The 25,378-nt window shown below is 69.3% G+C and carries 25 protein-coding genes; 10 read left to right on the top strand and 15 right to left on the bottom strand.

Going from position 1 to position 25,378, the window contains the following annotated elements; translation table 11 throughout:
- Positions 1 to 87: 87 nt before the first annotated feature.
- Genes EJC77_RS04395 through EJC77_RS04385 form a run of 3 tightly spaced genes read right to left on the bottom strand, consistent with a single transcriptional unit; the run spans position 88 to position 2,180 of the window.
- A complete protein-coding gene (locus tag EJC77_RS04395; protein ID WP_125610363.1) occupies positions 88 to 831 on the bottom strand; it encodes a lipoate--protein ligase family protein in 744 nt (247 codons plus the stop codon).
- A gap of 20 nt (positions 832 to 851) precedes the next feature.
- Positions 852 to 1,658 (bottom strand): thioesterase family protein, encoded by an 807-nt coding sequence (locus EJC77_RS04390; protein ID WP_125610362.1) that lies wholly within the window; start codon positions 1,656 to 1,658, stop codon positions 852 to 854.
- Between the two features lie 9 nt (positions 1,659 to 1,667).
- Positions 1,668 to 2,180 (bottom strand): DedA family protein, encoded by a 513-nt coding sequence (locus EJC77_RS04385; protein ID WP_240629759.1) that lies wholly within the window; start codon positions 2,178 to 2,180, stop codon positions 1,668 to 1,670.
- 220 nt (positions 2,181 to 2,400) lie between these two features.
- On the opposite strand from EJC77_RS04385, the gene EJC77_RS04380 reads away from it, so the two are divergent.
- From EJC77_RS04380 to EJC77_RS04365, 4 genes are all read left to right on the top strand, one after another.
- Positions 2,401 to 3,606: an FAD-dependent oxidoreductase gene (locus tag EJC77_RS04380; protein WP_125610361.1), complete on the top strand. Its 1,206-nt coding sequence runs from the start codon at positions 2,401 to 2,403 to the stop codon at positions 3,604 to 3,606.
- Between the two features lie 44 nt (positions 3,607 to 3,650).
- Positions 3,651 to 5,291 carry an AMP-binding protein gene (locus tag EJC77_RS04375; RefSeq protein ID WP_125610360.1) on the top strand — a complete coding sequence of 547 codons (1,641 nt, stop codon included), beginning with the start codon at positions 3,651 to 3,653 and terminating at the stop codon, positions 5,289 to 5,291.
- Positions 5,292 to 5,413: 122 nt separating this feature from the next.
- Entirely contained in the window at positions 5,414 to 6,010 is a 597-nt protein-coding gene (locus tag EJC77_RS04370; RefSeq protein ID WP_125610359.1) for a class I SAM-dependent DNA methyltransferase, read from the top strand.
- A gap of 18 nt (positions 6,011 to 6,028) precedes the next feature.
- Positions 6,029 to 6,919: a ribonuclease Z gene (locus EJC77_RS04365; protein ID WP_125610358.1), complete on the top strand. Its 891-nt coding sequence runs from the start codon at positions 6,029 to 6,031 to the stop codon at positions 6,917 to 6,919.
- An 88-nt stretch (positions 6,920 to 7,007) separates the two neighbouring features.
- Here EJC77_RS04365 and nrdF read toward each other — a convergent pair whose 3' ends face one another.
- The 4 genes from nrdF to nrdH all read right to left on the bottom strand — a co-directional run bounded on the left by nrdF (position 7,008) and on the right by nrdH (position 11,048).
- Positions 7,008 to 7,982: a class 1b ribonucleoside-diphosphate reductase subunit beta gene (nrdF, locus tag EJC77_RS04360; protein WP_125610357.1), complete on the bottom strand. Its 975-nt coding sequence runs from the start codon at positions 7,980 to 7,982 to the stop codon at positions 7,008 to 7,010.
- Positions 7,983 to 8,135: 153 nt separating this feature from the next.
- The gene (gene nrdE, locus EJC77_RS04355; protein WP_420820295.1) at positions 8,136 to 10,304 is read right to left on the bottom strand and encodes a class 1b ribonucleoside-diphosphate reductase subunit alpha; all 2,169 of its coding nucleotides are present in this window, start codon (positions 10,302 to 10,304) and stop codon (positions 8,136 to 8,138) included.
- Complete coding sequence (nrdI, locus tag EJC77_RS04350) at positions 10,274 to 10,768, bottom strand: class Ib ribonucleoside-diphosphate reductase assembly flavoprotein NrdI (protein ID WP_125610356.1); 495 nt, start codon at positions 10,766 to 10,768, stop codon at positions 10,274 to 10,276. Before nrdI ends, nrdE begins: the two co-directional genes overlap by 31 nt.
- 37 nt (positions 10,769 to 10,805) lie before the next feature.
- Entirely contained in the window at positions 10,806 to 11,048 is a 243-nt protein-coding gene (gene nrdH, locus EJC77_RS04345; RefSeq protein ID WP_125610355.1) for a glutaredoxin-like protein NrdH, read from the bottom strand.
- A gap of 410 nt (positions 11,049 to 11,458) precedes the next feature.
- On the opposite strand from nrdH, the gene EJC77_RS04340 reads away from it, so the two are divergent.
- A complete protein-coding gene (locus EJC77_RS04340; RefSeq protein ID WP_125610354.1) occupies positions 11,459 to 12,391 on the top strand; it encodes a LysR family transcriptional regulator in 933 nt (310 codons plus the stop codon).
- 56 nt (positions 12,392 to 12,447) lie between these two features.
- On the opposite strand, the gene EJC77_RS04335 is transcribed toward EJC77_RS04340, so the two are convergent.
- The 3 genes from EJC77_RS04335 to arsB are packed head-to-tail and all read right to left on the bottom strand — an operon-like array spanning position 12,448 to position 15,406.
- Entirely contained in the window at positions 12,448 to 13,824 is a 1,377-nt protein-coding gene (locus EJC77_RS04335; RefSeq protein WP_125610353.1) for an FAD-dependent oxidoreductase, read from the bottom strand.
- 56 nt (positions 13,825 to 13,880) lie between these two features.
- The gene (locus tag EJC77_RS04330) at positions 13,881 to 14,303 is read right to left on the bottom strand and encodes an arsenate reductase ArsC (RefSeq protein ID WP_125610352.1); all 423 of its coding nucleotides are present in this window, start codon (positions 14,301 to 14,303) and stop codon (positions 13,881 to 13,883) included.
- Positions 14,300 to 15,406, bottom strand: coding sequence for an ACR3 family arsenite efflux transporter (gene arsB, locus EJC77_RS04325; RefSeq protein WP_276309043.1), 1,107 nt, complete (start codon positions 15,404 to 15,406; stop codon positions 14,300 to 14,302). Before arsB ends, EJC77_RS04330 begins: the two co-directional genes overlap by 4 nt.
- 91 nt (positions 15,407 to 15,497) lie before the next feature.
- Here arsB and EJC77_RS04320 point away from each other — a divergent pair, with 91 nt between their 5' ends.
- Positions 15,498 to 15,860 (top strand): ArsR/SmtB family transcription factor, encoded by a 363-nt coding sequence (locus tag EJC77_RS04320; RefSeq protein ID WP_125610350.1) that lies wholly within the window; start codon positions 15,498 to 15,500, stop codon positions 15,858 to 15,860.
- Positions 15,857 to 16,141, top strand: coding sequence for a GNAT family N-acetyltransferase (locus tag EJC77_RS04315; protein WP_125610349.1), 285 nt, complete (start codon positions 15,857 to 15,859; stop codon positions 16,139 to 16,141). The genes EJC77_RS04320 and EJC77_RS04315 overlap by 4 nt, the downstream gene beginning before the upstream one ends.
- 8 nt (positions 16,142 to 16,149) lie before the next feature.
- On the opposite strand, the gene EJC77_RS04310 is transcribed toward EJC77_RS04315, so the two are convergent.
- From EJC77_RS04310 to EJC77_RS04300, 3 genes are all read right to left on the bottom strand, one after another.
- A complete protein-coding gene (locus EJC77_RS04310) occupies positions 16,150 to 17,553 on the bottom strand; it encodes an aldehyde dehydrogenase family protein (protein WP_125610348.1) in 1,404 nt (467 codons plus the stop codon).
- A 111-nt stretch (positions 17,554 to 17,664) separates the two neighbouring features.
- Positions 17,665 to 19,983 carry a 5-methyltetrahydropteroyltriglutamate--homocysteine S-methyltransferase gene (metE, locus tag EJC77_RS04305; protein ID WP_125610347.1) on the bottom strand — a complete coding sequence of 773 codons (2,319 nt, stop codon included), beginning with the start codon at positions 19,981 to 19,983 and terminating at the stop codon, positions 17,665 to 17,667.
- A gap of 55 nt (positions 19,984 to 20,038) precedes the next feature.
- Positions 20,039 to 21,037: a methylenetetrahydrofolate reductase gene (locus EJC77_RS04300; RefSeq protein ID WP_125610346.1), complete on the bottom strand. Its 999-nt coding sequence runs from the start codon at positions 21,035 to 21,037 to the stop codon at positions 20,039 to 20,041.
- A 401-nt stretch (positions 21,038 to 21,438) separates the two neighbouring features.
- On the opposite strand from EJC77_RS04300, the gene EJC77_RS04295 reads away from it, so the two are divergent.
- A complete protein-coding gene (locus EJC77_RS04295) occupies positions 21,439 to 21,636 on the top strand; it encodes a hypothetical protein (protein ID WP_125610345.1) in 198 nt (65 codons plus the stop codon).
- A gap of 2 nt (positions 21,637 to 21,638) precedes the next feature.
- Here the strand turns inward: EJC77_RS04295 and EJC77_RS04290 are convergent, their stop codons facing one another.
- Positions 21,639 to 22,889: an ROK family protein gene (locus EJC77_RS04290; RefSeq protein WP_240629757.1), complete on the bottom strand. Its 1,251-nt coding sequence runs from the start codon at positions 22,887 to 22,889 to the stop codon at positions 21,639 to 21,641.
- Between the two features lie 137 nt (positions 22,890 to 23,026).
- Between EJC77_RS04290 and EJC77_RS04285 the strand changes: the two genes are divergently transcribed.
- Positions 23,027 to 23,680 (top strand): phosphotransferase, encoded by a 654-nt coding sequence (locus tag EJC77_RS04285; RefSeq protein WP_240629755.1) that lies wholly within the window; start codon positions 23,027 to 23,029, stop codon positions 23,678 to 23,680.
- Entirely contained in the window at positions 23,605 to 23,943 is a 339-nt protein-coding gene (locus EJC77_RS20920; protein WP_338069459.1) for a phosphotransferase, read from the top strand. The genes EJC77_RS04285 and EJC77_RS20920 overlap by 76 nt, the downstream gene beginning before the upstream one ends.
- A 90-nt stretch (positions 23,944 to 24,033) precedes the next feature.
- On the opposite strand, the gene EJC77_RS04280 is transcribed toward EJC77_RS20920, so the two are convergent.
- On the bottom strand, positions 24,034 to 25,191 hold the full coding sequence (locus EJC77_RS04280) for a class I SAM-dependent methyltransferase (RefSeq protein ID WP_125610344.1): 1,158 nt from the start codon (positions 25,189 to 25,191) through the stop codon (positions 24,034 to 24,036).
- Between the last annotated feature and the right edge of the window lie 187 nt (positions 25,192 to 25,378).

Raw genomic sequence — 25,378 nt, 5'->3', positions numbered from 1 at the left:
ATCTTTTTAGAAGGTAATTCCAGCTCTAGTAAGCCGATCAGGCCATCTACGGCGCAGTTAAGCACGTAAATCGGCACGAAATGGTGCTTAAGTGCGCCCTAGTTGGGATTCGAAAGGACGCGTGTGAACCAGCTCGGTGAACGGGCGGTACGCCTCGAGCACGGCGGCCTCGACGGTGTCCACGCCCAGGCCGGGAACCAGGTCGTCCACAGCGCCGGCCGTCGCCGGGTCCCAGTCCAGGCCCAGCGCGCGGTAGCAATCGACCAGCACGGACCGGATCGGCGCGGAATCCGCCACCACAATGACCGTGCTGAACAGCCAGGCCCCGGACACCACGCGCTGCGCCGTGCCCACGAGCTTCAAGGACAGTCCGGCGCCGATGCCGTGGACGCTGTACTCGCCGGGGCAGTATTCACCGGGGATCTCCCCCACCCGGGCGTCCACGCCGAGGGACCGCAGCGCCGTCGTGAACAGGTCGGCAAAGAACCCGAACCGCGCCTTGGCGTCCACGATGGCGTCGGGCTGCCGCTGGATGTGGTCCACCACCAGGCAGCCCCGGTGGTATGCGGCCGCCCGGCCGCCGGCGCGGCGCACGACCGGGGCGAACCCGTGGGCCTCCGCCGCCGCGCACGCCGCCTCGAAGCCGGGCAGGTTGGCGTCCCGTTGGCCGAACGCCACGGTCGGCAGGGGGCGGTACAGGCGCAGCATCGGCGGCGTGGCCCCGGACTTGACCTCGGCCAGGAGTTCCAGGGCACGGTTCAGGTCCGCCTCGGCGCTCGGCGAGGTGCCAAGCGAAGTGTCCTGGCCGTGAACCATCAGCCGTGGCGCCATGAACGGACGCCCGGCACCCGTCACGGGGCGTCCGGGAGTCGGCGCACGGTGAGAATCTGTTCGGACCGGCCAAAGGGACCGCGCTCATCGTGCAACACGGCGGACGTCAGCCCCACCCCGTCGCCGGCAAACGTGACGCGGGTCTGCAGGCCAAGCCACTCCCCCTCGGGCTCCCGGTACAGGTGGATGGACAGGTCCACGTTCGGGAACATGTAGCTGCCGAGCCCCGGCGGCACGCGCGAGGACACGCCGTTGGCGCTGTCCACCAGCCCAAGGAGACGGACCAGCGCGGACGTGGGCTCGCCGTCGACCATCTCAAACGGGCTGTGCACCCATACCGCGCCGCGCCCCGGCCGATGCTCCGGGAGCACCTTGGCCTGGAGCGACTCGATGAACCCGCCGGGCCACTGGCCCAGGCCGTCCCAGTCGTCCGCCTCCGAGAGCGGCGGCATTACCTCGTCCTCGCAGGCCGCGACGGCCGCGGTGTCGGAGGTCTGCAGTCGCCAGGCCGTGGCCCGGACCGCCACGCGGCCCCCGGCCGTGAGTTCCGCCTGCAGCAATTCAATCGTCCGGCCCGGCCGCAACATGCTCACGTCGATGGTGAACTCGCCGTCCGGGATCAGGCCAAGGATGTCAAAGCCGAGCTGCGCCAGGCGCATGCCGTCTCGCGGCGCGAACGCCTCCAGCTCCCGCACCATCAGGCCCGTCACGGGGGCCATGTGCTGTTCGTGCGGGTTCCAGGCGCCCTGGGCGTGGACGGTGGACCAGTAGCGCCCGTCGCCCAACCGCTTGTAGTAGGAACCGGTGCTGGTGGAGGTTTCGTGCATGGTTCGACTTTACCGGCCCGGCATGTCTGCCCCCGACTCCGGCCGGCAGGCTCGGATTCGTGAGCGGCGGTACAGCAGGCACCAGATGGCGCCGAGCACGACGACGGCGATCGCCACGAGCGCGATGATCGCCGCGGGCGAGCCTGCCGCGGCACCGATGGCGGCGTCGAAGGCGGCCAGCCCGATGGTCGCGTAGATGAACGCCCAGGCGACGGAGCCGACGACGGTGGCCGGCACGTAGCGGCGCAGCGGCATGCGGCCGAGCCCGGCGGCGGCGTTCATGGCCGTCTGGAACCCGATGGTGAGAAAGCTGGCGGCGACGGCCGGCGCGCCCCAACGGGCCAGCGCGCGTTCGGCGCCCAGCACGGACGCGGAGTCCAGGTGGCGTTGCAGCCGGGTCTTGCGACCACCGGCGGCCACGCCCCGGCCCAGCCAGTACGTGGCGTTGGAGCGGCACATGACGATGACGAACAGGGCGCCGAACGCCCACGCGAAGGGCAGCGACGCGATCCCCTCCATCATGGGCGCGGTTCCCGGCGGGGAAGGCCGATGGCGTGGCGCACGAACCGATCTCCCGTCGAACGAAATTGGCAAGGAAAGCCTTTGCTAATACAGCACGAGCGTATCGTGTCCAGTCCCGGGCGGCGAATCAGGCCCGCGTGATTCTCGCCTCGCCGGCCACCCCTGGGGAGTACGCTCGTGGCAGGACCGGCGTGGTGACTGGGTCCGGGAGGCGGCTGAAATGACGCATACATCCATTGACACCCAATGCTGCATCGCCGGCGGCGGCCCGGCCGGCACGATGCTGGGCCTGCTGCTCGCGCGGGCCGGGGTCGACGTCGTCGTGCTGGAAAAGCATGCGGACTTCTTCCGCGACTTCCGCGGCGACACCATCCATCCGTCCACCCTGGATCTCATCGACAGCCTGGGGCTGCGCGCCAGGTTCGAGGCGATCCCGCACAGCCGGATCACCACCTTGGACGTCGTCATCAACGGCACGCGGCTGACCCCGGTGAACTTCTCCACGCTGCGCGGTCCCAACCGGCACATCGCCCTCATGCCGCAGTGGGACTTCCTCACCCTGCTGGCCGAGGAAGCCGCCCTGCAACCCGGGTTCCGGCTGTTGATGGACACGGAGGCGGACGGCGTCCTGCGCGATGGGACCCGGATCGCCGGGGTGCATGCGACGGGGCCGGACGGGGACTTGGCCATCCACGCGCCGTTGACCATTGCCGCGGACGGCCGGGCATCCGCCGTTCGGGCCAGCGTCGGCCTGGTCCCGCGCGATTACGGCGTACCGGCGGACGTCCTGTGGTTCCGGCTGCCCGCCCCGCCCCATCCACCGCCGGACACGCTCGGCTACGTGGGCGGCGGCACGCTGGTCATCACCATTCCGCGCCCCGGGTACTTCCAGATGGGGGTCCTGATCCCGAAGGGGGCGTTTGCCGCCATCCGGGACGCCGGGCTGCCGGCCTTCCGCACCCGCGTCTGCCGCAGTGCGCCGTTCCTGGCGCCGGTGGTCCCGGCGCTGGCCGACTGGGAGCAGGTCAAGTTGCTGTCCATCCAGGTGAACCGGCTCCACCAATGGTGGGTCCCGGGCCTGTTGTGCATCGGCGACGCCGCCCATGCCATGTCGCCCGTGTTCGGTGTCGGTGTCAACTATGCGGTCCAGGATGCGGTGGCGGCGGCCCGGCTGCTCGCCCAGCCGCTGCGCATGGGCGCGGACACCGATCCCCTCCTGGCCCGGATACAAAATCGCCGGGAACGTCCGGTCCGGCTCATGCAACCGCTTCAGCTGCGCGTGCACGCCGCGCTCGACAACGGCCTCCAGGGAACGGACCAACCCCTCACGCCCTGGCAGAAACGGGCCGTCGGCATGGCGTTGCCACTGCTCCGGCCGGTGCTCGCCCGCCTCGTGGGACGGGGGTTCCGGCCGGAAAAGCTGTGACGGATACTGCCGGATCCGCCCGCGCCGGCGTTAGCATCGGACGCATGAGCAATGTTGCCATGGACCCGCTCCCGTCCTACACGTCAGGCACGTCCACCATCCCGCTGCTGGGCGAGACGATCGGCGGGAACCTCGCCCGCATCGCGGCCACGTATCCGGACCGGGAGGCGTTGGTGGACTGCGCAACCGGCCGGCGCTGGACCTACACGCAACTGGAGACGGACGTCGATGAGCTGGCCCGCGGGCTGCTCGCCGCCGGCGTCGCCAAGGGCGACCGGGTGGGCATCTGGGCGCCGAACGTGCCCGAATGGGTGCTGATCCAGTACGCAACGGCGAAGATCGGCGCCATCCTGGTCAACGTCAACCCGTCCTACCGCGCCCACGAGCTCAAGTATGCCGTGCAGCAGTCGGGCATGCGCCTGATCGTGGCGCTGCCGGAATTCAAGGGCACCGACTATGCGGGGATGCTGGCTTCCGTGGCGCCCGAGTGCCCGGAGCTTGCCGCCATCGTGTACATCGGGACGGGCTCCTGGGACGCGCTCGTGGCGGGCGGCGCGACCGGGCCGGCCGACGCCGTCGTGCGTGCCATGGCGCAACTGGGCGCCGACGACCCCATCAACATCCAGTACACCTCCGGCACCACCGGCTACCCCAAGGGCGCCACGCTCAGCCACCACAACATCCTCAACAACGGGTTCTTCGTCACCGAGACGATCGCCTTCACGGAAGCGGACCGGCTGTGCGTGCCGGTGCCGTTCTACCACTGCTTCGGCATGGTCATGGGCAATCTGGGCGCGACGTCGCACGGGGCGGCCATCGTGATCCCGGCGCCGTCGTTCGACCCGGCGCTGACGCTGCGCGCCGTGCAGGACGAACGGTGCACGGCGCTCTATGGGGTGCCGACCATGTTCATCGCCGAGCAGAACCTGCCGGACTTCGGCTCCTACGACCTGTCAACGCTGCGCACCGGCATCATGGCCGGCTCGCCGTGCCCGGTGGAGGTGATGAAGCGGTGCATGACGGAGATGCACATGGGGCAGGTGTCGATCGCGTACGGCATGACGGAGACGTCGCCGGTGTCGATGCAAACGCACACGGACGACGACGTGGCGCACCGCACCGAGACCGTCGGGCGGGTGCATCCGCACCTGGAGGTGAAGATCGTCGACCCGGCGACCGGGCTGACGGTGCCGCGCGGAACGCCAGGCGAGTTCTGCACACGCGGCTACTCGGTGATGCTGGGCTACTGGGACGATGCGGAGAAGACCGCCGCGGCCATTGATGCGGCCCGCTGGATGCACACGGGCGATCTGGCGGTCATGTACGACGACGGGTACGTGAACATCGTGGGCCGGATCAAGGACATGGTGATCCGTGGCGGGGAAAACCTGTACCCGCGCGAGATCGAGGAGTTCCTGTACAAGCATCCGGACATCGCCGACGTGCAGGTGATCGGCGTGCCCGATCCGAAGTACGGCGAGGAACTGTGCGCGTGGATCAAGCTGCGCCCGGGAGCCGCACCGCTGGACCAGGCCGCCGTGGCGGCGTTCTGTGAGGGAAACCTGTCCCGGCACAAGATCCCGCGCTACGTGCTGGTGGTGCACGAGTTTCCCATGACCGTCACCGGCAAGGTGCGCAAGATGGACATGCGGGCGACGTCCGTGGAGTTGCTGGGGCTCGGGTAGGCCCCTCGCGTCGATTCTTCGCTAACCGCGGGTGCGGAAGGCGTGCACACGCAGTTGGCGAAGAATGAACGCACGGCTGGCAGCGGAGCCGGCCGGACCTCATCCGGCGGTAGCCTTGGCACATGAGCAGCGAGAACCTCTGGGCGGCCCGCCGACGGGAGAACCCCGGGCATTCGGCGTGGTACATCGCCCGCTTCGAGGCCATGCGCGCCGAGGGCGCCGACCTGCACGGCGAGGCCCGGCTGGCCGACGCGATGGCGCCCCGAGCGGCCCGGATCCTGGACGCCGGCTGCGGACCCGGCCGTGTCGGCGGGGAACTGGCCCGACGCGGACACCGGGTCATCGGCGTGGACCTCGACGAGGAACTGATAGCGGCGGCGAAGCGGGACCACCCCGACGTCGAGTGGCACGTTGCCGACCTCACGGAGCTCGATTTGCCGGGGAAAGAATTCAACCTGATCGTGTGCGCCGGCAATGTCATGACATTCCTTGCCCCGGGGACGGCGGGACGCGTGCTGGCCGGATTCAGGGCGCACCTGGCGCCGGGCGGCCGTGCGGTCGTCGGCTTCGGCGCGGGCCGCGGCTACGGCTTCGACGAGTTCTTCGCCGACGCCGAGGCGGCGGGCCTGGCCATCCAAAGCAGGTTCGCCACGTGGGACCTGCGGCCCTGGTCGCCGTCGTCGGACTTCCTGGTCGCCGTGCTCGGGCGCAGACAATGAGAAGCCCTCGGGTTTGGCATGCGTGAACTCGTCATCCTCGGCACCGCCTCCCAGGTTCCGACGCGCACCCGCAACCAGAACGGATACCTGCTGCGGTGGGACGGCCAAGGCTTGCTCTTCGACCCCGGCGAGGGCACCCAGCGGCAGATGACGTACGCCGGCGTCTCGTCCACCCGGATCACGCGCATCTGCCTCACCCATGTCCACGGCGACCACTGCCTCGGATTGCCCGGGGTCCTGTCGCGCATGGTCCTCGACGGCGTCGAGCACCCGGTCCATGTGCACTATCCCGCCTCCGGCGCTGAGGTGGTGCGGGCGCTCGTGTCGTTGGCGCCGCCCGGCCTCGACCTGCGGCTGCATCCACACGCTGGGGCCGGGGACATCGCGCCGGGCTTCGAGGTCCGGCCGCTGCGCCACCGGGTGGAGACATACGGCTATCGGCTCGTTGAACCGGACGGCCGCACCCTTCTGCCGGACCGGCTCGCCGCCGCTGGCATCACGGGTCCCGACGCTGGCAGGATGCAACGGCAGGGGAGCCTGCGCGGCATAGCGCTGGCGGAGGTGAGCGTGCGCCGGCCCGGGCAGCGATTCGCCTTGGTCATGGACACGGCGCCGTGCCCCGGAGCCGACGAACTGGCCGATGGCGCCGACCTGCTGGTCGCCGAGTGCACCTTCGCCGACGACGACGCCGCCCTCGCCGCACGGTTTCTGCACCTCACTGCCGGGCAGGCAGGACGGCTTGCCGCCGTGGGCGGCGTCCGCACGGTGGTCCTCACGCACTTCTCGTCGCGTTACGCCGACGTCTCTGCGCTGGCCGCCCAGGCCCGGAGCCGCGCCGGCGGAGCCTCGGTGCTGACCGCGAATGACCTGGACCGGATCCCGTTCCCCAAGCGTCGGACCGGCATCTGAGCCCGCGGGGCGTGCCCGTCATGCACGCCGTGCGGCGAAGACAATCTTCCACCCAGGGGCCAGCCCCAACCGGCTGGGGGCCGTCCGCCTAGAAGTCCCAGTCCTCATCCTCGGTGTTCACGGCCTTGCCGATCACGTAGGACGAGCCGGAGCCGGAGAAGAAGTCGTGGTTCTCGTCCGCGTTCGGGCTCAAAGCGGACAGGATGGCCGGGTTCACGTCGGTGACGGAGGACGGGAACATGGCCTCGTAGCCCAGGTTCATCAGCGCCTTGTTGGCGTTGTAGTGCAGGAACTTCTTCACGTCCTCGGCCAGCCCGACGGAGTCGTAGAGGTCGTGCGTGTACTGGACCTCGTTCTCGTATAGCTCGAACAGCAGCTCGAACGTGTAATCCTTCAGCTCCTCGCGGCGCTCCTCCGGGATCGCCTCCAGGCCCTTCTGGTACTTGTAGCCGATGTAGTAGCCGTGCACGGCCTCGTCGCGGATGATCAGGCGGATCAGATCAGCCGTGTTCGTCAGCTTGGCGCGCGAGGACCAGTACATGGGCAGGTAGAAGCCCGAATAGAACAGGAACGACTCGAGCAGGGTCGAGGCGATCTTGCGCTTGAGCGGATCGTCACCGTAGTAGTAGCTCTCGATGATCTGCGCCTTCTTCTGCAGGTTCACGTTCTCCGTGGACCAGCGGAAGGCCTCGTCGATCTCCTTGGTGGAGCACAGCGTGGAGAAGATCGACGAGTAGCTCTTCGCGTGCACGGACTCCATGAACGCGATGTTCGTGTACACGGCCTCCTCGTGCGGGGTGATCGCATCCGGGATCAGCGACACGGCGCCGACGGTGCCCTGCAGCGTGTCCAGCAGCGTCAGGCCGGTGAACACCCGCATGGTCAGCGTCTGCTCGTCCGGCGTCAGCGTGGCCCACGACTGGATGTCGTTGGACAGCGGCACCTTTTCCGGCAGCCAGAAGTTGTTGACCAGCCGGTTCCAGACCTCCACGTCCTTCTCGTCCTGGATCCTGTTCCAGTTGATGGCCTCAACGTGGCTCAGCAACTTCACTCGCTCGGTCATCGCTTTTTCTCCTCAATCAAAACTCAAGACAATCTTAAGGCCGGTGTACGACGGCGGCACGCGTCCGCCGTCGTACCCTTCAGTTTTGCGGTGGTTGAGTGCGGTGGTTGAGCTTGTCGAAACCCAGGTCTCGACAGGCTCGACCGCCGGGCGTCATAGCGCACATGAGACACAATTTTCCACCTCGGTTCCTTCCAGCGCGAGCTGGCGGAGACGGATGTAGTAGATGGTCTTGATGCCCTTGCGCCAGGCGTAGATCTGCGCCTTGTTGATGTCGCGCGTGGTGGCCGTGTCCTTGAAGAACAGCGTCAGCGACAGGCCCTGGTCCACGTGCTGGGTGGCGGCGGCGTACGTGTCGATGATCTTCTCGTAGCCGAGCTCGTACGCGTCCTGGTAGTACTCCAGGTTGTCGTTCGTCAGGTACGGCGCCGGGTAGTACACGCGGCCCAGCTTGCCCTCCTTGCGGATCTCGATCTTCGAGGCCACCGGGTGGATCGAGGACGTCGAGTTGTTGATGTAGCTGATCGAGCCCGTGGGCGGGACGGCCTGCAGGTTCTGGTTGTAGATGCCGTGCGCCATGACGGACGCCTTCAGCTCGCGCCAGTCATCCTGCGTCGGGATGTGGATGCCGTCGAACAGCTCGGCCACCCGCTCCGTCGCCGGCACCCACTCCTGCTCGGTGTACTTGTCGAAGAACTCGCCGGAGGCGTACTTCGAGTCCGCGAACCCGGCGAACGCGCTGCCCGTCTCCATGGCCAGCTTGTTGGAGGCGCGCAGGCAGTGGAACAGCACCGTGTAAAAGTAGATGTTCGTGAAGTCCAGGCCCTCCTCGGAGCCGTAGTGGACGCGCTCACGGGCCAGGTAGCCGTGCAGGTTCATCTGGCCCAAGCCGATCGCGTGCGACTGGCTATTGCCCTGCGCGATCGACGGCACCGAGTTGATGAACGACATGTCCGACACGGCCGTCAGCGCACGGATGGACGTCTCGATGGTGTTGCCGAAGTCCGGCGAGTCCATCGTCTTGGCGATGTTCAGCGAGCCCAGGTTGCAGGAGATGTCCTTGCCGACCACCTCGTAACCCAGGTCCTCGGTGTACACGGACGGGGTGGAGACCTGCAGGATCTCCGAGCACAGGTTGCTCATGGTGATCTTGCCGGCGATCGGGTTGGCCCGGTTCACCGTGTCCTCGAACATGATGTACGGGTAGCCGGACTCGAACTGGATCTCGGCCAGCGTCTGGAAGAACTCGCGGGCGTTGATCTTCGTCTTCTTGATCCGGGCGTCGTCGACCATCTCGTAGTACTTCTCGGTGACCGAGACGTCGGAGAACGGGATGCCGTAGACGCGTTCGACGTCATACGGGGAGAACAGGTACATGTCCTCGTTGCGCTTGGCCAGCTCGAACGTGATGTCCGGGATCACCACGCCCAGCGACAGCGTCTTGATGCGGATCTTCTCGTCCGCGTTCTCGCGCTTCGTGTCCAGGAACCGGTAGATGTCCGGGTGGTGGGCGTGCAGGTACACCGCCCCCGCGCCCTGGCGGGCCCCGAGCTGGTTCGCGTAGGAGAAGCTGTCCTCGAGGAGCTTCATGACCGGGATGACGCCGGAGGACTGGTTCTCGATCTGCTTGATCGGCGCGCCGTGCTCGCGGATGTTCGTCAGCGACAGCGCCACGCCGCCGCCGCGCTTGGACAGCTGCAGGGCGGAGTTGATGCCGCGGGCTATCGACTCCATGTTGTCCTCGATGCGCAGCAGGAAGCAGGAGACCAGCTCGCCGCGCTGGGCCTTGCCGGCGTTCAGGAACGTCGGGGTGGCCGGCTGGAAGCGGCCCTCGATGATCTCGTCGACCAGCTTTGTGGCCAGCGACTCGTCGCCGCGGGCCAGGTGCAGGGCGACCATGCACACGCGGTCCTCGTAACGTTCCAGGAAGCGCTTGCCGTCGAACGTCTTGAGCGTGTAGGACGTGTAGAACTTGAACGCGCCCAGGAACGTCTCGAAGCGGAACTTCTTCTTGTACGCGTGGTTGAACAGGTCCCGGATGAAGTTCATCGTGTACTGGTCGAGCGTCTCACGCTCGTAGTACTGGTTCTTCACCAGGTAGTCGAGCTTCTCCTCCAGGTCGTGGAAGAACACCGTGTTGTTGTTCACGTGCTCCAGGAAGTACTGGCGTGCCGCGGCCCGGTCGGCGCCGAACTGGATCTCCCCGTTCTGCCCGTACAGGTTGAGCATGGCGTTCAACTCGTGGTAGCCAAGGCCCGCCCAGGCTGCGGGAAGGGCCTTGGCGTCCTGCTTTACTTCCGGCGCTGCGGCTGTGATGTCCAAAAGAGTTCCAATCCTTCGCGTACGCGGGCCACGTCGTCCGGCGTGCCCATGAGTTCAAAACGGTAGAGAAGCGGGACGTTGCACTTGGCGGCGATCTTGCGTGCCGCCAGGCAGTACGCCGTCCCGAAATTGGTGTTGCCGGCACCGATGACCCCGCGCAGCAGGCTGCGGTTTCGTTCGTCATTGAGGAAGCGGATCACCTGCGGCGGGATGGACCGTTCGCCCTTTTCGCCACCGTACGTCGGCAGCAGCAGCACGTAGGGCCGGGTGGCGGACAGTGCCGGCTCATGCGCCAGCAACGGGATCCTGGCACAGTCCAGCCCCAGCTTTTCGGTGAACCGCTTCGTGTACCCGGAGACCGAGGAGAAGTAGATCAACGAACTGTCGGTAAGCTGCCGCTGCTGCGCGGCGGGTCCTGGACCCGCCCAGGACGGTGCCGAACTGGACGGTGTTGGACTTAACATCGTGTCCACCTCGATGTCGGTCGAACGGATGTGGCCCCTACGCCACGGAGGAGACGGCGGCGGCCAGCTCGGCGATCTTGTCCGGACGGAACCCGGACCAGTGGTCGGCGTCGGTGATGACGACCGGCGCCTGCTGGTAGCCGAGGCCGCGCACGCGCTCCAGCGCCTCCGGGTCGGCGGTGATGTCCACGCTCTGGTACGTGATCCCCCGCTTGTCCAGGGCCCGGTAGGTGGCATTGCACTGCACGCACGCCGGCTTCGTGTACACCGTGACGGTCATGATCATTTTCCCCTTTGTGAAATACCTGCTATATGGACTACCTGCTGTGAACTGCCTGCTGGCGTCGCCTTCGGCGTGTCGAACACGGCCCGTCTGCGCCGTCGGATATAGTCCCGGATGGCCTTGCGGCGACCCGGTTCCCGTCCGGCTCAATTCTTAACTCAATACTACATGTTGTGCGAGTCGCCGGGAAGTACCCCAAGATGATGTATTACAGCAGTGTCATTCTATGCACCGGTCATCCACAGGCTGGCACTCGAAAGTTCGGCGGGAATCCGGCCTTTTCACCCCCGCTGTCCACAAGCTGTGGACCGCTTAAACCACAGAAGAGCGACGGCGTGTCGTCACCTCCCGGCGTGTCGCGCCTATGCTTGCAGATGGCACCCGCCCGACGGACCAGGAAGGCCACCGTGATCAATCCCATCCACCTGCGCACCCTGCAGGAGGTCGTCCGGCACGGCTCGTTCGCGGCAGCGGCAACCAGGCTCGGCTACACGGCGTCGGCCGTCTCCCAGCAGATGTCCGCGCTGGAACGCGATGCCGGCGTCGTGCTGTTCCAACGGTCCGCCCGCAGCGTGCTGCCCACCGACGCCGCCCTGGTCATGACCCGGCACGCCACGAAGGTGCTCACCGACATCGACGCGCTGCTGGCCGCCACCTCGCGCACCAAGCAGGACGCCGGGGCGGAGCTGCGGCTGGGCATCTTCCCGTCCCTGGCCACGTATGTGCTGCCGCGGCTGCTGCGCGGCCGGGACTGGCCGGACCTGGGCATCCGGCTGCGCGTGTCCGTGGCGGAGCCGGCGCAGACCATCGCCGGGCTGCGCACGGGCGGGGAGCTTGACGTGGCGCTCGTGTACCAGGTGGGCCAGAGCGGCATCGCCTGGCCGCACACGGTCAACCGGCAATGGATGGGCGACGACAACTTCCGCGTGGTGCTGCCCGCGTCGTGGGGCATCCGGGCCGGCGCCGAGGTCTCCGCCGCGCAATTGTCCGACATGCCGTGGATCATGCACCACCCGGGCACCAGTGACGCGACCGTCATCGAGCGCCTGTTCGCCAGCTGCAACCTGCATCCGCGCGTGGCGGTGTACAGCGACGACTTCAACGCCAGCTTGCAACTGGCCTCCGTGGGGCTCGGCGCGGCGCTGGTGCCGGAGCTGGCGTTGCAGGCCCGGCCGGACGGCGTCGTGGTGCTGGATGTGCCGGAGATCCGGCTGGCCCGCAACATCTTCGCGCTGCTGCTCAACGACAAACAGGACGACGCGCACACGGCCCGCGTCGAGGTGTTCGTGGACCGGCTCGCCGCGATCCTGCGCGACCTGGCAAAGGTCCCGGCGCTCTAGCGACGTCGGAGCCGGGACTGTCGATGCCAAGGCGAACGTCCCGGCCATTTCACTCCTCAGGAGCCGTCGCCGGACCGGCCGTGGGCCAGCCCGGTGGGGATGCCGACCAGGACGGGCTCGGGCGCCGCGCAGCATGACGAAGACTCGGTGGCCGGGGTGGTGTCGCAGCTGGTGCCGAGGTCGGCGGAGCAGACGCCGGTCTCGGGCAGGTCCAGCTGGACTTGGTCGGCGGCGACCTGGTTGCCGGCCAGGGCCGCGGCGATGGAGCGGACCTGCTCGTACCCGGTGGCGAGCAGGAAGGTCGGTGCCCGGCCGTAGGACTTCATGCCGGCAACGTAGAAGTCCTTCTCCGGGTGGGCCAGCAGCGTGGCCCCGTGGGCCGGGACGGTGCCGCAGGAGTGGAATTCCGGGTCGATCAGGGGTCCGAGCGCACGCGGTGCCTCGACGCCCGGGTCCAGGTCGAGCCGGAGTTCCTTGAGGATGTCCAGGTCGGGGCGGAATCCGGTGGCCGGGACCACCACGTCCACGCCCAGGTCGAGGGGCCCGGCAGGGGTGACGCCGTGCACGACCAGCCCGTCACCGGCATTGGTGAAGCCTGTGATGGTGAAGGAGGTGTGCAGGTCGATGGTGCCGGTCTCGACGAGTTTGCGCAGCCGGGTGACGAGCATGCCGCGGGCGGGCAGCCCGTCGAGGTCTCCCCCACCGTAGAGGCCGGCGACGGTGGCGCTGCGGACGGCCCAGCCGATCCGGGTGCCCGGTTCCCCGGCAGCCAGCTCGCCCAGGGCGAGGAGGGTGTTGGCGGCCGAGTGCCCGGCGCCGACGACCAGTACGTGGCGGCCGGCGAAGCGGCCCCGGTCGCGTCCGGTGACGTCGGGCAGCGGGGCGGTGATGCGGGGCCCGGCGGCCTGCTCGCCCGGGGCCGGCAGGCCGGCCTGGCCCAGCGGGTTGGGGGTGTGCCAGGTGCCGGAGGCGTCGATGACGGCGCGGGCCGGAAGGTCCGTGACGGACCCGTCGGCGGACTCGACCCGGACGAGGAAGGGTGTCTCGTCCCGGTTCTTGGAGTGGGTTTTGTCCAGGCCCCGGCGGCTGACGGCGACCACGGTGGTCCGGGTGCGAATGACGGGGGCGAGCCGGGCCGTGGCCGCCAGCGGCTCCAGGTAGTCGGCCACGAGCTCGTTGCCGGTGGGCAGGGCGGTCGGCCTGGGCGGTTCCCATCCGGTGGCCTCGAGCAGGCGTTGCGCGGCGGCGTCGATGTCGTAGCGCCACGGGGAGAAGAGTTTGGTGTGGCCCCAGGCGCGGATGGCGGAGCCGACGGCGTCCCCGGCTTCCAGGACCAGGGGCGTGAGACCGTTTTCGAGCAGGTGGGCGGCAGCGGCGAGGCCGATGGGGCCCGCGCCGATCACGATGACGGGAAGGTCACGGGTTTCTGTCATGGTCACTGGCTTTCATCTCTTTGGCTGTGGTGGGCCGGGCATGTCGGGAATCCGTTCTACCCGGCAGGAAGGAGTTCGGAGATCAGCGCCTGGATCCGGGTCTTGATCTGGTCGCGGATCGGGCGGACGGAGTCGACGCCCTGCCCGGCGGGGTCTTCGAGGTCCCAGTCCTCGTAGCGCTTGCCCCGGAAGATCGGGCAGGTGTCCCCGCAGCCCATGGTGATGACGACGTCGGACTCCTTCACGGCGTCAATAGTGAGGACCTTCGGAATCTCGGCGGACATGTCGATGCCCTCTTCGGCCATCGCGGCCACGGCGGCGGGATTGGCCGAGTCGGCGGGCTCGGAGCCGGCGGAGCGGACCTCGATCGCCCCGTTGGAAAGTGCGGTGAGGTAGGCGGCGGCCATCTGGGACCGGCCGGCGTTGTGGACGCAGACGAACAGGACGGACGGCTTCTTCGGGGTGTCGGTGGCGCTCATGGGTTCAGGCTCCTGTGGGGCGGTTGGTGGCTGAAGAAGCGGGTGCGAGCCCAGAGGGCTGCATAAACCAGTGCGACCAGGGCCGGGACCTCAATCAGGGGCCCCACGACTCCGGCCAGCGCCTGGCCGGAGGTGACCCCGAACGTGCCGATCGCGACGGCGATGGCGAGTTCGAAGTTGTTGCCGGCTGCGGTGAACGCCAGTGTGGTGGTTTTCGCGTAGCCCAGGCCCAGGGCACGGCCGATCACCATGCCGGTACCGAAAACCACGATGAAGTACACCAACAATGGCAGCGCAATGCGCACCACATCCAGCGGCCGGGAGGTGATGGTCCCGCCCTGGAGGGCGAAGAGGACGACGATGGTGAAGAGCAGGCCGTACAGCGCCCACGGCCCGAGCTTCGGCAGGAATTTATCCTCGTACCAGTCCCTGCCCTTGGCCTTTTCGCCGAGGGTGCGGGTGAGGAAGCCGGCCAGCAGCGGGATGCCCAGGAAGACCAGCACGCTGGCGGTGATGGCCCAGAAGGAGAACTCGGCGCTCGTGGTGGGCAGTCCCAGCCAGGCGGGCAGGATCTGCAGGTAGAACCAGCCCAGGGCGCCGAACGCGATGACCTGGAAGACGGAGTTGATGAAGACCAGGACGGCGGCGGCCTCACGGTCCCCGCAGGCCAGGTCGTTCCAGATCATCACCATGGCGATGCAGCGGGCCAGTCCGACGATGATCAGGCCGGTGCGGTACTCGGGCAGCTCGGGGATGAAGACCCAGGCGAGGGCAAACATGAGGGCCGGAGCAAGGAACCAGTTCAGCACCAGCGAGGTGATGAGGAGCCTGCGATCCCCGAGCACGCGCCCGGCCTCGTTGTAGCGGACCTTGGCCAGCACCGGGTACATCATCACCAGCAGGCCGACGGCGATGGGCAGCGAAACGGAACCGATCTTCACCGCATCCAGTGCGGTGTCCAGGCCGGGAACGAAGCGTCCGAGCAGCAGGCCGACGGCCATGGCGGCGATGATCCAGACGGGCAGGAACCGGTCCAGGGTGGAGAGCCTGCCGACGACGGCGCCCTCCCCCGAGTCGGTGGGAGCGGCGGTTTGGATACTCACGGCAGTCCTTACCAAAGATTGATGATTGTCGATGGATAGAGTATGGATCCAAAGATCGACGGTTGTCAATCTATGCGGCAGAATGGATGGCATGAGCAGCACACCGGCCCTGGCCACAACTCGGGCGGCAACCCCGGATGATTCCTGCTGCCCTCCGGCAACCCGACCAACGATCACCGCCGAGGATGCCCACCGCAAGGCCCACATCCTCAAGGCGCTCGCCGACCCCAACCGGCTGCGGTTGCTATCGATCGTCAAGGCGGGCGACGGCGGCGAGGCCTGTGTCTGCGACCTCACCGCGCCCTTGGACCTGGGTCAGCCCACCGTCTCCCACCACCTCAAGATCCTGGTCGACGCCGGCCTCCTGACCAGGGAAAAGCGCGGCACCTGGGCGTACTACTCGCTGGTCCCCGGCGCACTGGAGTCCGCCGCGAGCATCCTCACCGCACTGTGACCGCCGTCGTCCGTGCCATGGCGACCGGCGACTGGCCGGCCGTCGAGCGCATCTACGCGGCCGGCATCGCCGGCGGCAACGCCACCTTCGCCGAGGCTCCGCCGATGATGGCGGACTTCTTTGCATCCAGGATCCCGGGGCTGAGCCTCGTCGCCGCCGATGTCCGGGGTGTGGTGCAGGGTTGGGTGGCGGCAACGACCGGCCAGGGCATCGGCCTCATGGCCTACGGGCCCCATGCCGGCACATGGAGGGACACGGTCCTGGTCGAACAACGGTTGTGACCACCGAGTCAGCGATGGCGGACGCGGCCCGCCGGGACGACGACGCGCTTGATCAGCTGGTTCTTCACAGCGTTGAACGGCGGGTAGATGACCGCCATGGTGTCCGGGGCCAGCGGCTTGTCCAGGACGGCCTTGCGGTGCGAGAACGCCTGGATGGAGTACTTGGCGTGGTAGCCGCCCATTCCGCTCTCCCCCACGCCGCCGAACGGCAGTCCGGGCACCAGCATGTGGGCGACCGGGACCCCAAACGCGAGCGCGCCCGATGACGTCTGGTGCGTGAACATCTGGCGCACGTGATGGTTGTGGCTGAACACATACAGGGACAACGGCTTGTCCCGCTCGTTGATGAATAAGACGGCGGCCGCGGCCGAGTCGACTTGGACCAGCGGCAGCACCGGCCCGAAGATCTCCTCCTGCATGAGGGCGGACTCCGCGGTGGCTCGCACGACGGTCGGGGCGATGTAGCGGTCCGCCGCGTCGCTGCGCCCGCCGGCCACGACGGCGGCGCCCGCGGCCCGGTCCGCGGCAAGCAGCCCGGTGACCCGGTCGAAGGCGCCGGCGTTGATCATGCGCCCGTATTCGGGGCTCCGCTGCGGATCGCTGCCATACAGGTCGCGAATGGCCCGGGGCAGCTCCACCGCCAACCGGTCCAGCACGTCCCGGCTGCCCAGCACATAGTCCGGCGCCACGCACGTCTGCCCCGCATTCATGAACTTGCCCCAGGCGATGCGCTTCGCCGCTATGCGCAAATCCACGCTGTCATCGACGAACACCGGCGATTTCCCGCCCAGTTCCAGCGTCACGGGCGTGAGGTGCCTGGCGGCGGCGGCCATGACAATGCGCCCCACGCGGCCGTTGCCGGTGTAGCAGATGTGGTCGAATTTCTGTTCAAGCAGGGTCGTGGTCTCCGGGATGCCGCCCTCGACGATCGTGACCGCCTCGGGCAGGTAGTCGGGCACCCAGCGGGCCAGCGCGGCGGAGCTGGCCGGCGCCAGTTCACTGGGCTTGGCCACGACGGTGTTGCCGGCCGCGAGCGCGCCGATGGCCGGTGCCAGCAGCAGTTGGATCGGGTAGTTCCACGGCGCGATGACCAGCACGACGCCGAGCGGCTCCAGCAGGACCCTGGCCTGGGCTGGCTGCAGCGCCACCGGCACGGACGTCTCCCGTGCTTCCACCCACCCGCCCAGGTGCTTGAGCGTGTGCGCGATCTCCGCGGTGAGAAAGCCCAGCTCGGTCAGCCACGATTCGGTCGGGTGCTTGCCCAGGTCCTCGGCCAGTGCCGCGGCGAAGTCGTCCCGGTGCTCGACCAGCATCCGTTGCATGGCCCGCAGCTGCGTCTTGCGCCATTCCGTCGGCCGGGTCCGGCCCGATTTGTACACGGCCCGGGCGGCCGCGACGTCCTGCTCGATCATGCGTTCAATGTACTCCGCCCACCCGACCGTTTTGCGCGGCGACGGGCCCCGTAGGTTGCGCAGCAGGGCCTGCTGCGCAACCTACGGGCCATATCCTGCGCGGAAGGGCTGCTAGACGCCCGCGCCGAGCTGGGCGCGGACCGCGCGGGCGGCGTCGACCAGGTTGCGCAGCGACTCCTCGGTCTCGGCGTAGCCGCGCGTCTTCAGGCCGCAGTCCGGGTTGACCCACAGCTGGCGGGCCGGGACGTGCTTGACGGCCGTGTCCAGCAGCTCGGTGACCTCGGCCGCACCGGGCACGCGCGGGCTGTGGATGTCGTACACGCCCGGGCCGACGCCGCGGCCGAAGCCGTGCGCCTCCAGGTCGTTGACGACCTCCATGCGGGAGCGGGCGGCCTCGATCGAGGTCACGTCCGCATCCAGGCCGTCGATCGCGTCGATGATGACGCCGAACTCGGAGTAGCACAGGTGCGTGTGGACCTGGGTGGCGTCGGCGGCGCCGGCCGTGGCCAGCCGGAACGACTTCACGGACCAGTCCAGGTACGCGGGCTGGTCGGCCCTGCGCAACGGCAGCAGTTCGCGCAGCGCCGGCTCGTCGACCTGGATGATCTTGATGCCGGCGGCCTCGAGATCAGCGATCTCGTCGCGCAGGGCCAAGGCCACCTGGTTGGCGGTGTCCCCCAGCGGCTGGTCGTCACGGACGAACGACCAGGCCAGGATCGTCACGGGTCCCGTGAGCATGCCCTTCATGGGCTTGGCGGTCAGCGACTGGGCGTATTCGGCCCAGGCCACCGTGATGGGCGCCTCGCGGGTGACGTCGCCCCACAGGATGGACGGGCGCGTGCACCGGCTGCCGTAGGACTGGACCCAGCCGTGGACGGTGACGTCGAAGCCCTCCAAGTTCTCGGCGAAGTACTGCACCATGTCGTTGCGCTCCGGCTCGCCGTGCACCAGCACGTCGAAGCCGAGCTCCTCCTGCAGCTCGACGACGCGCTTGATCTCGTCGTGCATGAGCGCCGTGTACTGCTCGGCGCTCAGCTCGCCCTTGGTGGCGCGGGCGCGGGCACCACGGATCTCGGCGGTCTGCGGGAAGGACCCGATGGTCGTGGTCGGCAGCGCGGGCAGGGCGAGGGCCCGCTCCTGGGCGGCCTCGCGCACGGTGTACGCGGACCGGGCGAAGTCGGCGCCGGTCAGCGCGGCCAGCCGGGCGCGCACCTCGGGGCGCCGCACGCCGGCGGCGGTGGCGCGGGAGGCGATGACGGCGCTCGCCTCGGCGATGGCGGTCGCGGACGACGCCGGGTCGGCCAGGTGGGCGGCGAGCGTCACCACCTCGACGGCCTTCTGGTCGGCGAACGCCAGCCAGCTGCGCAGCTGTGCGGGCAGCTGGGTCTCCTCGGCCACGTCGTGCGGGACGTGCTGGGTCGACGTGGACGTGGACACGGCCACGGTGAGGCCGGCGGCCTTGAGCGTGTCGAGCGTGGCGGCCGCCGCGGCCAGGTCGTTGCGCCAGATGTTGTGGCCGTCCACGGCGCCTGCGACGACGGTCTTGCCGGCGAGCAACGCCAGCTGGTCCGCGGCGGGGACGGCACCCTTGAACACGTCCAGGTGCAGCGCCTCGATGTTGCTGGCGGCCAGTGTCGGCAGCAGCTCGGTCAGGGCCCCGTAGGGGGTGCTGACGAGGATGGCCGGGCGGGCAGTGGCCGCGGTGAGGACCTCGTAGGCGCGGGCCACGGCGGCCTGGATCCCGGCGACCGGCACGTCCTGGTCGACGACAAGGGCCGGCTCATCGAGCTGGACCCACGAGGCGCCGGCGGCGGCCAGCCTGCCGAGCAGTTCGACGTAGACGGGCAGGATGTCCTCGAGCCGGGACAGCGGGCTGTACCCGGCCGGGGCGTCGTCGGAGGCCTTGCTCAGCAGCAGGAACGTCACCGGGCCCACCAGGTACGGGCGGGTCTCGATGCCGTTGGCCAGCGCGTACTCGAATTCCTCCACGACGCGGGTGGAGGTCAGGGCGAAGGTCGTCTCCGGGCCGATTTCCGGCACCAGGTAGTGGTAGTTGGAGTCGAACCACTTGGTCATCTCCAGCGGCTGCTGGTCGGCGTTGCCGCGGGCCAGCGTAAAGTAGCCGTCCAGGTCGAGCCGCCCGTCCGCATCCAGCAGGTTGCCGAAGCGGGCCGGGACGGCGCCGACGTGCGCGGCGGCGTCAAGGACCTGGTCGTAGTAGGAGAACGTGCCGGGCACGGCCGCGGCCCCGCGCAGGCCCAGTTCGACCAGGCGGCGTGCGGTGCCCAGTTGGATCTCCTTGGCGGCCGCGTCGAGGGCGGCGGCGTCGATCCTGCCGGCCCAGTACGCCTCGACGGCCTTCTTCAGTTCGCGGCGACGTCCGATGCGCGGGTAGCCGAGCAGGGAGGCGGAGGGGAAAACAGTGGTCATGGGAAACGTCCTTACGATGGGTTGAAAGCGAAAACAGTGGTTTCAGGCGGTGGTTTCAGGCCTTTATCAGCTGCGGGGCGGCGACGGGCGCCGAGGCGGCGGCCGAACCAGATGGACCGGGGCGGCGGGTGGGCCGTTCCGGACGTAGCAGCTGGAGTTTGTCGAGCACGTCCAGGGCGGCGGCGTGTTCGTTGAACGTGTACAAATGGATGCCGGGCGCCCCGGCCTCGAGCGCCGCGTTGGCCAGGTCCACGGTGGCGCGCACGCCGATCCGGCGGGACTCGCCGTCGTCGTCCGCCCGGCCGAGCGCCGCCAGCAGTTCCGGCGCCGGGGCCACGCCGGTCAGTGTGCTCAACCGCCGCAGCCGGCGCACGCTGGTCAGCGGCATGACCCCCGGGATGATGGGGATGCTTACCCCCGCGCGGCGGGCCCGGACCACCAGGTCCCGGTACTGGTCGGCGTGGAAGAACACCTGCGTGATGGCGAAGTCGGCGCCCGAGCGCTGCTTGGCCAGCAGCACCTCGACGTCGTGCTCCACCGACGGCGACTCCGGGTGCCTGGCCGGGTAGGCCGCGACGCCGATCGCCACCCGCCCGGCACACAGCAGGGCGGAGCGACGTTGTTCGACGCGCCGGATCAACTCGACCAGGTCCTGGGCGTACGTCAGCGCACCGGGCGGGTGTGCTTCCACCGGGTCGTTCGGCAGGTCCCCGCGCAGCGCCAGGATGCCGCGCACGCCGTGGTCGAGCAGCTCGGTGATGATGCCGGAGAGTTCCTCCGCCGTGTTGCCGACGCAGGTCAGGTGCGCCAGCGGGCGCAGCGTGGTCTCCTCGAGCAGCCGGTGGAGCAGCCCGACGGCCGTGTCCCGGTTGCTGCCGCTGGCCCCGTAGGTGACGGAGACATAGTCGGGGTTGGTTTGCTCCAGTTCGCGGATGGTGGCCCACAGCGACTCGGCGGCGTGCGCGTTGCGCGGCGGGAACAGCTCGTAGGACAGGGCCGTGGGCGCCTGGGTCAGGTGTTTCGGCGGTGACTCGATGAGGCTTGGTGGTGACATTTGCGGTCCTTGCGAAGTGGTCGCCGGAGCCTGCGCACTACTTCTAGACGAAGTGCGGGCGGCGCCGGACGCTGTTCGGGAATGGGCAAGCGCCATCGCGGGTTGGTGCCGATGGCGTCCTGCCGGCAAATGTCAGGCCCACATGGGGGCACCCACATCCCCGAGGCCGGGGATCGCTGACACACGTTGCTGGAGAACGTGAATGCCACACTACGCAGGGTGCCGCCCCGGGCGCAATGCGATGGCGAATTAAGACGGCCGATTACGCAAAAGTTGCGTCACAATGACCGATGCCCAGGCAAGCGGCGGGCGGTGCGCCGAATATTCCGCGCGGCGGCGGGTCGCCGAGGGCGCCCCGGAACCCCTTTTCGGCGGGGTCACCCCTGGTTTACGCTGGGCCCATGAGCCAGCTACCAGAATCATATGTCGCGTACCTCGCCGGCCGGAACGAGGACGACCAGATGGCGTTGCGCCCAATCCTGCTGCAGTCCAGCGCGGACCGGAAACACGGCGTGCGCGTCGTGGACCACGCCCATGGGTTGCAGGCCCGCATCGACGACACCATCCCGTTCGGGACGGTCGTCGAGGACGTCGACTGACGCTACCTGGCCTCGAGCAGCAAGTGGTCGGCGTTGGGTGAGAGCGTGTGTTCCATGATGAGGCAGGCCGCGCCGAACGCCTCCCGGCCCGGGCCCACGACGGCGCCCGAGACGGTCAGCGAGCGGACGCTGGCCGTGACGCTCAGCCGCTCCAGCAGCCCGGGGATCACCCGCAGGTAGGGAACGGAGAGGACCTTCCAGAACGGGCCGCCGAACACGACCCGGTCCACATCCAGCAGGTTCGTCAGCACGGACGCTGCGCCCGCCATGCGCCAGGCGGACCGTTCCAGCACGGCCACGGCCCGGGAGTCGCCGTCGTCCGCCGCGGCCACAAGGGCCGCCAGGCCCTGCTGCAGCGTCGCGCCGGGCCACACCACCTCGACGCCGGCGTCGAGGGCCTCGGACACGATCGTTTCGGGCATGCAGGTGACCTTGACGCAGCCGCGCCGGCCACAATCGCACTCCGGGCCGTCGGGGTCCGTGATGATGTGCCCGATCTCGCCGGCATTGCCGGAGGAACCCCGCGCCACCTCGTTGTTGAGCACCAGGCCGGCGCCGATGCCGGTGCCGATGTACAGGTAGACGAAGCTGCCGGCACGCCCGGCCCCCGAGGTCCACAGTTCGGCGACGGCCGCGGCGGTCACGTCCTTGTCCATCACGACCGGCAGGCCGGTCTCCCGGGCCAGGATGTCGCGCAGCGGCACGCTCCACCAGCCCGGCATGTGCGGCGGCGCCACGACAGTGCCCGACGACACATCGACGGGCCCCGGGGTGGCCGCGCCGACGCCGATGACGCGGGTCGCGTCGACGCCGGAGTCCTTGACGAGGTCGAGGATGCGCCGGCCCATGCGCGCCACCGCAGCCTCGGGGCCGTCGTCGAACTCGCTGGCATGCTTGCGGGCGGCCAGCACGGTGCCGACGGCGTCGACCACGGCATAGGACGTCACGGCCGGGTCGATGTGCAGCCCGACGGCGTACAGGCCGCGCGGGTTGATGCGCAGCATGGTGCGCGGCTTGCCCGGCCCGTTGGTTTCCTTGCCGGCCTCGACGACGAGATCCTGGTCCAGCAGGCGGCGGCAGATGTTGGATACGGTCTGCGCGGCCAGGCCGGTGGCGGCGGCCAGCTCGACCCGGCTCAGCCCCTCGGCGGAGCGGCGGATGGCGTCGACCACCACCGAGGTGTTGAAATCGCCCATCTTGGGCAGGTTGGTGCCGCGGCGGCGCAGTGATGGCGGGTCAGGGGGCACCTTCATCAATCTCCTTGTCACAGTGCTTGTCACATTGCGCGTCAACATTGCCGCGGATCCGTGTTCCGATGCCACCGCCTCTGCCGCCCCCGGGTGGCTTATGCTGGGTGCCTTGGCGCCCCACCTGAAAGGCTACCCTGCCCATGCCGAACATGCCCGCAGCCGAGTTCGCCGTGTCAGGGGCGCTGGTCCGGCGGCTGTTGCACGCCCAGCATCCGGACCTGGCCGGGCTGGCGTTGGTGCCGGCCGGCAACGGGTGGGACAACGCCATGTTCCGGCTCGGCGACGACCTGGCCGTCCGGCTCCCCCGGCGTGCCGTCGCCGCCGAACTCATGCTGCACGAGCTGCGCTGGCTGGCCGGGATCACCGCCGACTGCCCGGTGGGGGTGCCCCGGATCGTGCGCCGCGGGGCGCCGTCGCCGGAGTTCCCGTGGCCGTTTGCCATCGTCGGCTGGCACGACGGCGAACCGGTCACCACGGTGCCGCCGGCGGACCGGGACGCCATGGCCCCGGACCTGGCCGGTTTCGTCACGGCCGTCCATCGCCCGGCCCCGCCGGATGCGCCACGCAATCCGGTGCGCGGCACCCCGCTGGCCGCCCGCGACGCCGCCGTGCGTGCCCGGCTCACGCGGGGTCCGGCACGGACATCGGCTCGGACATCGGCGGCCGGGACGTGGCGGACGGCCTGGCCCGCTTGTGGGAGCGGGCGTTGGCCGCCCCGGTGTTCCGCGGCCCGGCCATGTGGCTGCACGGGGACCTGCACCCCGGGAACATGCTGTGCGCCGGCGGCGCGTTGACCGCCGTCGTCGATTTCGGCGACCTGTGCCGTGGCGATCCGGCCACCGACCTGGCCACGGCGTGGCTGACGTTCGGGCCGTCGGGGCGAGCCGTATTCCGGGCGTCCGTGGATGCCGCCGGCCGTGGCGACGACGCCCTGTGGCTGCGCGCGCAGGGCTGGGCGGTGAACCTCGCCACGGCCATGCTGGCCCACTCCGACGACAACCCGGCCATGTACGCCGTCGGGCGGCACGCCGTGGCCCAGCTGCTCGGGGACCGCTGATCGAACCCGTCGAGATCCGGGTTTCGACAGGCTCAACCACCGGTGGTCGAGCTTGTCGAGACCCAGGTTTCGACGGGCCCGACCACCGGGTCAGCGTTGGGTCTTTACGGATACGGCCACGGTGAACTTGTTGTTGCCGCCCTTCACCCAGGTGGGTCCGACCCGCTCGTCGAGTTGCCGGCGATAGTCGAGGTGGCTGTTGTACACGGTCCACAGTTCGCCGCCGGGCGTCAGCACGCGGGCCGCCGCGTCGAAGAGTTTCAGCGCGATGCCGGCATGCACGGTGGCCCCGACGTGGAACGGCGGGTTGAGGACGACGAGGTCGGCGCTGCCGGCCGGGAATCCGCTCAACGCGTCGTCCTGGACGGCGGTGACACGGTCCGCCAGGCCGTTCGCGGCCGCGGTCGCGCGGGCCGAGGCGACCGCCTGTGCCGACTGGTCCGTGGCCGTCACGTGCAGGCCGGGCCGGGCGGCGGCCAGCGCGGCGGCGACGGCCCCGTTCCCGCAGCCCAGGTCGATGGCGCTGACCGCCTCGGGACGCATCTGGTCGGCGAACTGCAGCAGGAAGCGGGTGCCGATGTCGAGCCGGGTGCCGGCGAACGTGCCGCCGTGCGCGCACAGCCACAGGCCCAGGTCCGCCTGGTATTCGCGGCGGGGGAAGTCCGACGGCGGTGCGGGCCTGAGCGGCCGGCCCGCCTTCAGCGCGCGGGACTTCCGCCATGCCCGGGTGGCACCGACGTCCTCGAAGTAGCGGCCGAGCATCGTGTTCATGGCCGGGGTCATGTGCTTCACGCGCCCACCGGCGATGACCCGGACGCCGGGGTCGGCGTGGGCGGCCAGCAACGCGGCGACCTCGTCGAGCTCGTCCAGGCCGCGCGGCAGCTGCCACAGCACGGTTCCAGCCCCGGACAGCAGGTCGGCGCCCAGCGGCAGCGACCGGTACGTGCCGGCCAGGCCCAGCCGGCCGGCGTTGGCGGCCAGTGCCAGCTCGGCGACGCGGCCGTCCTGGTGCACGCGGATGTCCCGGCCGGGTGCGGCGTGGGCGGCGGCGAGGGTCAGCGCACCGTACCGGTCGCCGACGATCGCCAGCGGCCCGCCGTCGTCCGCGCCGGCCAGCTCGGCGAGCAGCAGCTCGTCGGTGGCGTCGTGGGCGAACAGGTTGGCCGCCTCGACGTCGGGGTGGCGGCGGAGGGCCGTGAAATCAAAGGCGGTGAAATCGGTGTGGCCGTGCCGGGGATCGCCGTCCATGTGTGCCCTTTCGCCGCGGAAGCCGGTCCCAAGTCTACCGGCGCGGCACCCGGGGGCCGCCGGGCCCGGGCCCACGATGTGACGAACAAGACCTGTGCCCCAGATCCAGGGTCCCGGAAAAGTCGCGTGTCAGCAGGTCAGCAGGCATGTGAGGGCCCGGTCTGGATCGCGGGCGTGGTGTCGTAAC

This window comes from Specibacter cremeus, assembly GCF_003946885.1.
Lineage (GTDB): Bacteria > Actinomycetota > Actinomycetes > Actinomycetales > Micrococcaceae > Specibacter > Specibacter cremeus.
The sequence above is the reverse complement of the archived record's forward strand: the minus strand, read 5'-3'. Positions and strand labels throughout refer to the sequence as shown.

What these genes read in the sequence shown, in the direction of transcription:
- EJC77_RS04395 (WP_125610363.1), bottom strand. Translation starts at nt 831, where the DNA reads ATGGCGCCACGGCTGATGGTTCACGGCCAGGACACTTCGCTTGGCACC.
- EJC77_RS04390 (WP_125610362.1), bottom strand. Translation starts at nt 1,658, where the DNA reads ATGCACGAAACCTCCACCAGCACCGGTTCCTACTACAAGCGGTTGGGC.
- EJC77_RS04385 (WP_240629759.1), bottom strand. Translation starts at nt 2,180, where the DNA reads ATGATGGAGGGGATCGCGTCGCTGCCCTTCGCGTGGGCGTTCGGCGCC.
- EJC77_RS04380 (WP_125610361.1), top strand. Translation starts at nt 2,401, where the DNA reads ATGACGCATACATCCATTGACACCCAATGCTGCATCGCCGGCGGCGGC.
- EJC77_RS04375 (WP_125610360.1), top strand. Translation starts at nt 3,651, where the DNA reads ATGAGCAATGTTGCCATGGACCCGCTCCCGTCCTACACGTCAGGCACG.
- EJC77_RS04370 (WP_125610359.1), top strand. Translation starts at nt 5,414, where the DNA reads ATGAGCAGCGAGAACCTCTGGGCGGCCCGCCGACGGGAGAACCCCGGG.
- EJC77_RS04365 (WP_125610358.1), top strand. Translation starts at nt 6,029, where the DNA reads ATGCGTGAACTCGTCATCCTCGGCACCGCCTCCCAGGTTCCGACGCGC.
- nrdF (WP_125610357.1), bottom strand. Translation starts at nt 7,982, where the DNA reads ATGACCGAGCGAGTGAAGTTGCTGAGCCACGTTGAGGCCATCAACTGG.
- nrdI (WP_125610356.1), bottom strand. Translation starts at nt 10,768, where the DNA reads ATGTTAAGTCCAACACCGTCCAGTTCGGCACCGTCCTGGGCGGGTCCA.
- nrdH (WP_125610355.1), bottom strand. Translation starts at nt 11,048, where the DNA reads ATGACCGTCACGGTGTACACGAAGCCGGCGTGCGTGCAGTGCAATGCC.
- EJC77_RS04335 (WP_125610353.1), bottom strand. Translation starts at nt 13,824, where the DNA reads ATGACAGAAACCCGTGACCTTCCCGTCATCGTGATCGGCGCGGGCCCC.
- EJC77_RS04330 (WP_125610352.1), bottom strand. Translation starts at nt 14,303, where the DNA reads ATGAGCGCCACCGACACCCCGAAGAAGCCGTCCGTCCTGTTCGTCTGC.
- EJC77_RS04320 (WP_125610350.1), top strand. Translation starts at nt 15,498, where the DNA reads ATGAGCAGCACACCGGCCCTGGCCACAACTCGGGCGGCAACCCCGGAT.
- EJC77_RS04310 (WP_125610348.1), bottom strand. Translation starts at nt 17,553, where the DNA reads ATGATCGAGCAGGACGTCGCGGCCGCCCGGGCCGTGTACAAATCGGGC.
- metE (WP_125610347.1), bottom strand. Translation starts at nt 19,983, where the DNA reads ATGACCACTGTTTTCCCCTCCGCCTCCCTGCTCGGCTACCCGCGCATC.
- EJC77_RS04300 (WP_125610346.1), bottom strand. Translation starts at nt 21,037, where the DNA reads ATGTCACCACCAAGCCTCATCGAGTCACCGCCGAAACACCTGACCCAG.
- EJC77_RS04295 (WP_125610345.1), top strand. Translation starts at nt 21,439, where the DNA reads ATGAGCCAGCTACCAGAATCATATGTCGCGTACCTCGCCGGCCGGAAC.
- EJC77_RS04290 (WP_240629757.1), bottom strand. Translation starts at nt 22,889, where the DNA reads ATGAAGGTGCCCCCTGACCCGCCATCACTGCGCCGCCGCGGCACCAAC.
- EJC77_RS04285 (WP_240629755.1), top strand. Translation starts at nt 23,027, where the DNA reads ATGCCGAACATGCCCGCAGCCGAGTTCGCCGTGTCAGGGGCGCTGGTC.
- EJC77_RS04280 (WP_125610344.1), bottom strand. Translation starts at nt 25,191, where the DNA reads ATGGACGGCGATCCCCGGCACGGCCACACCGATTTCACCGCCTTTGAT.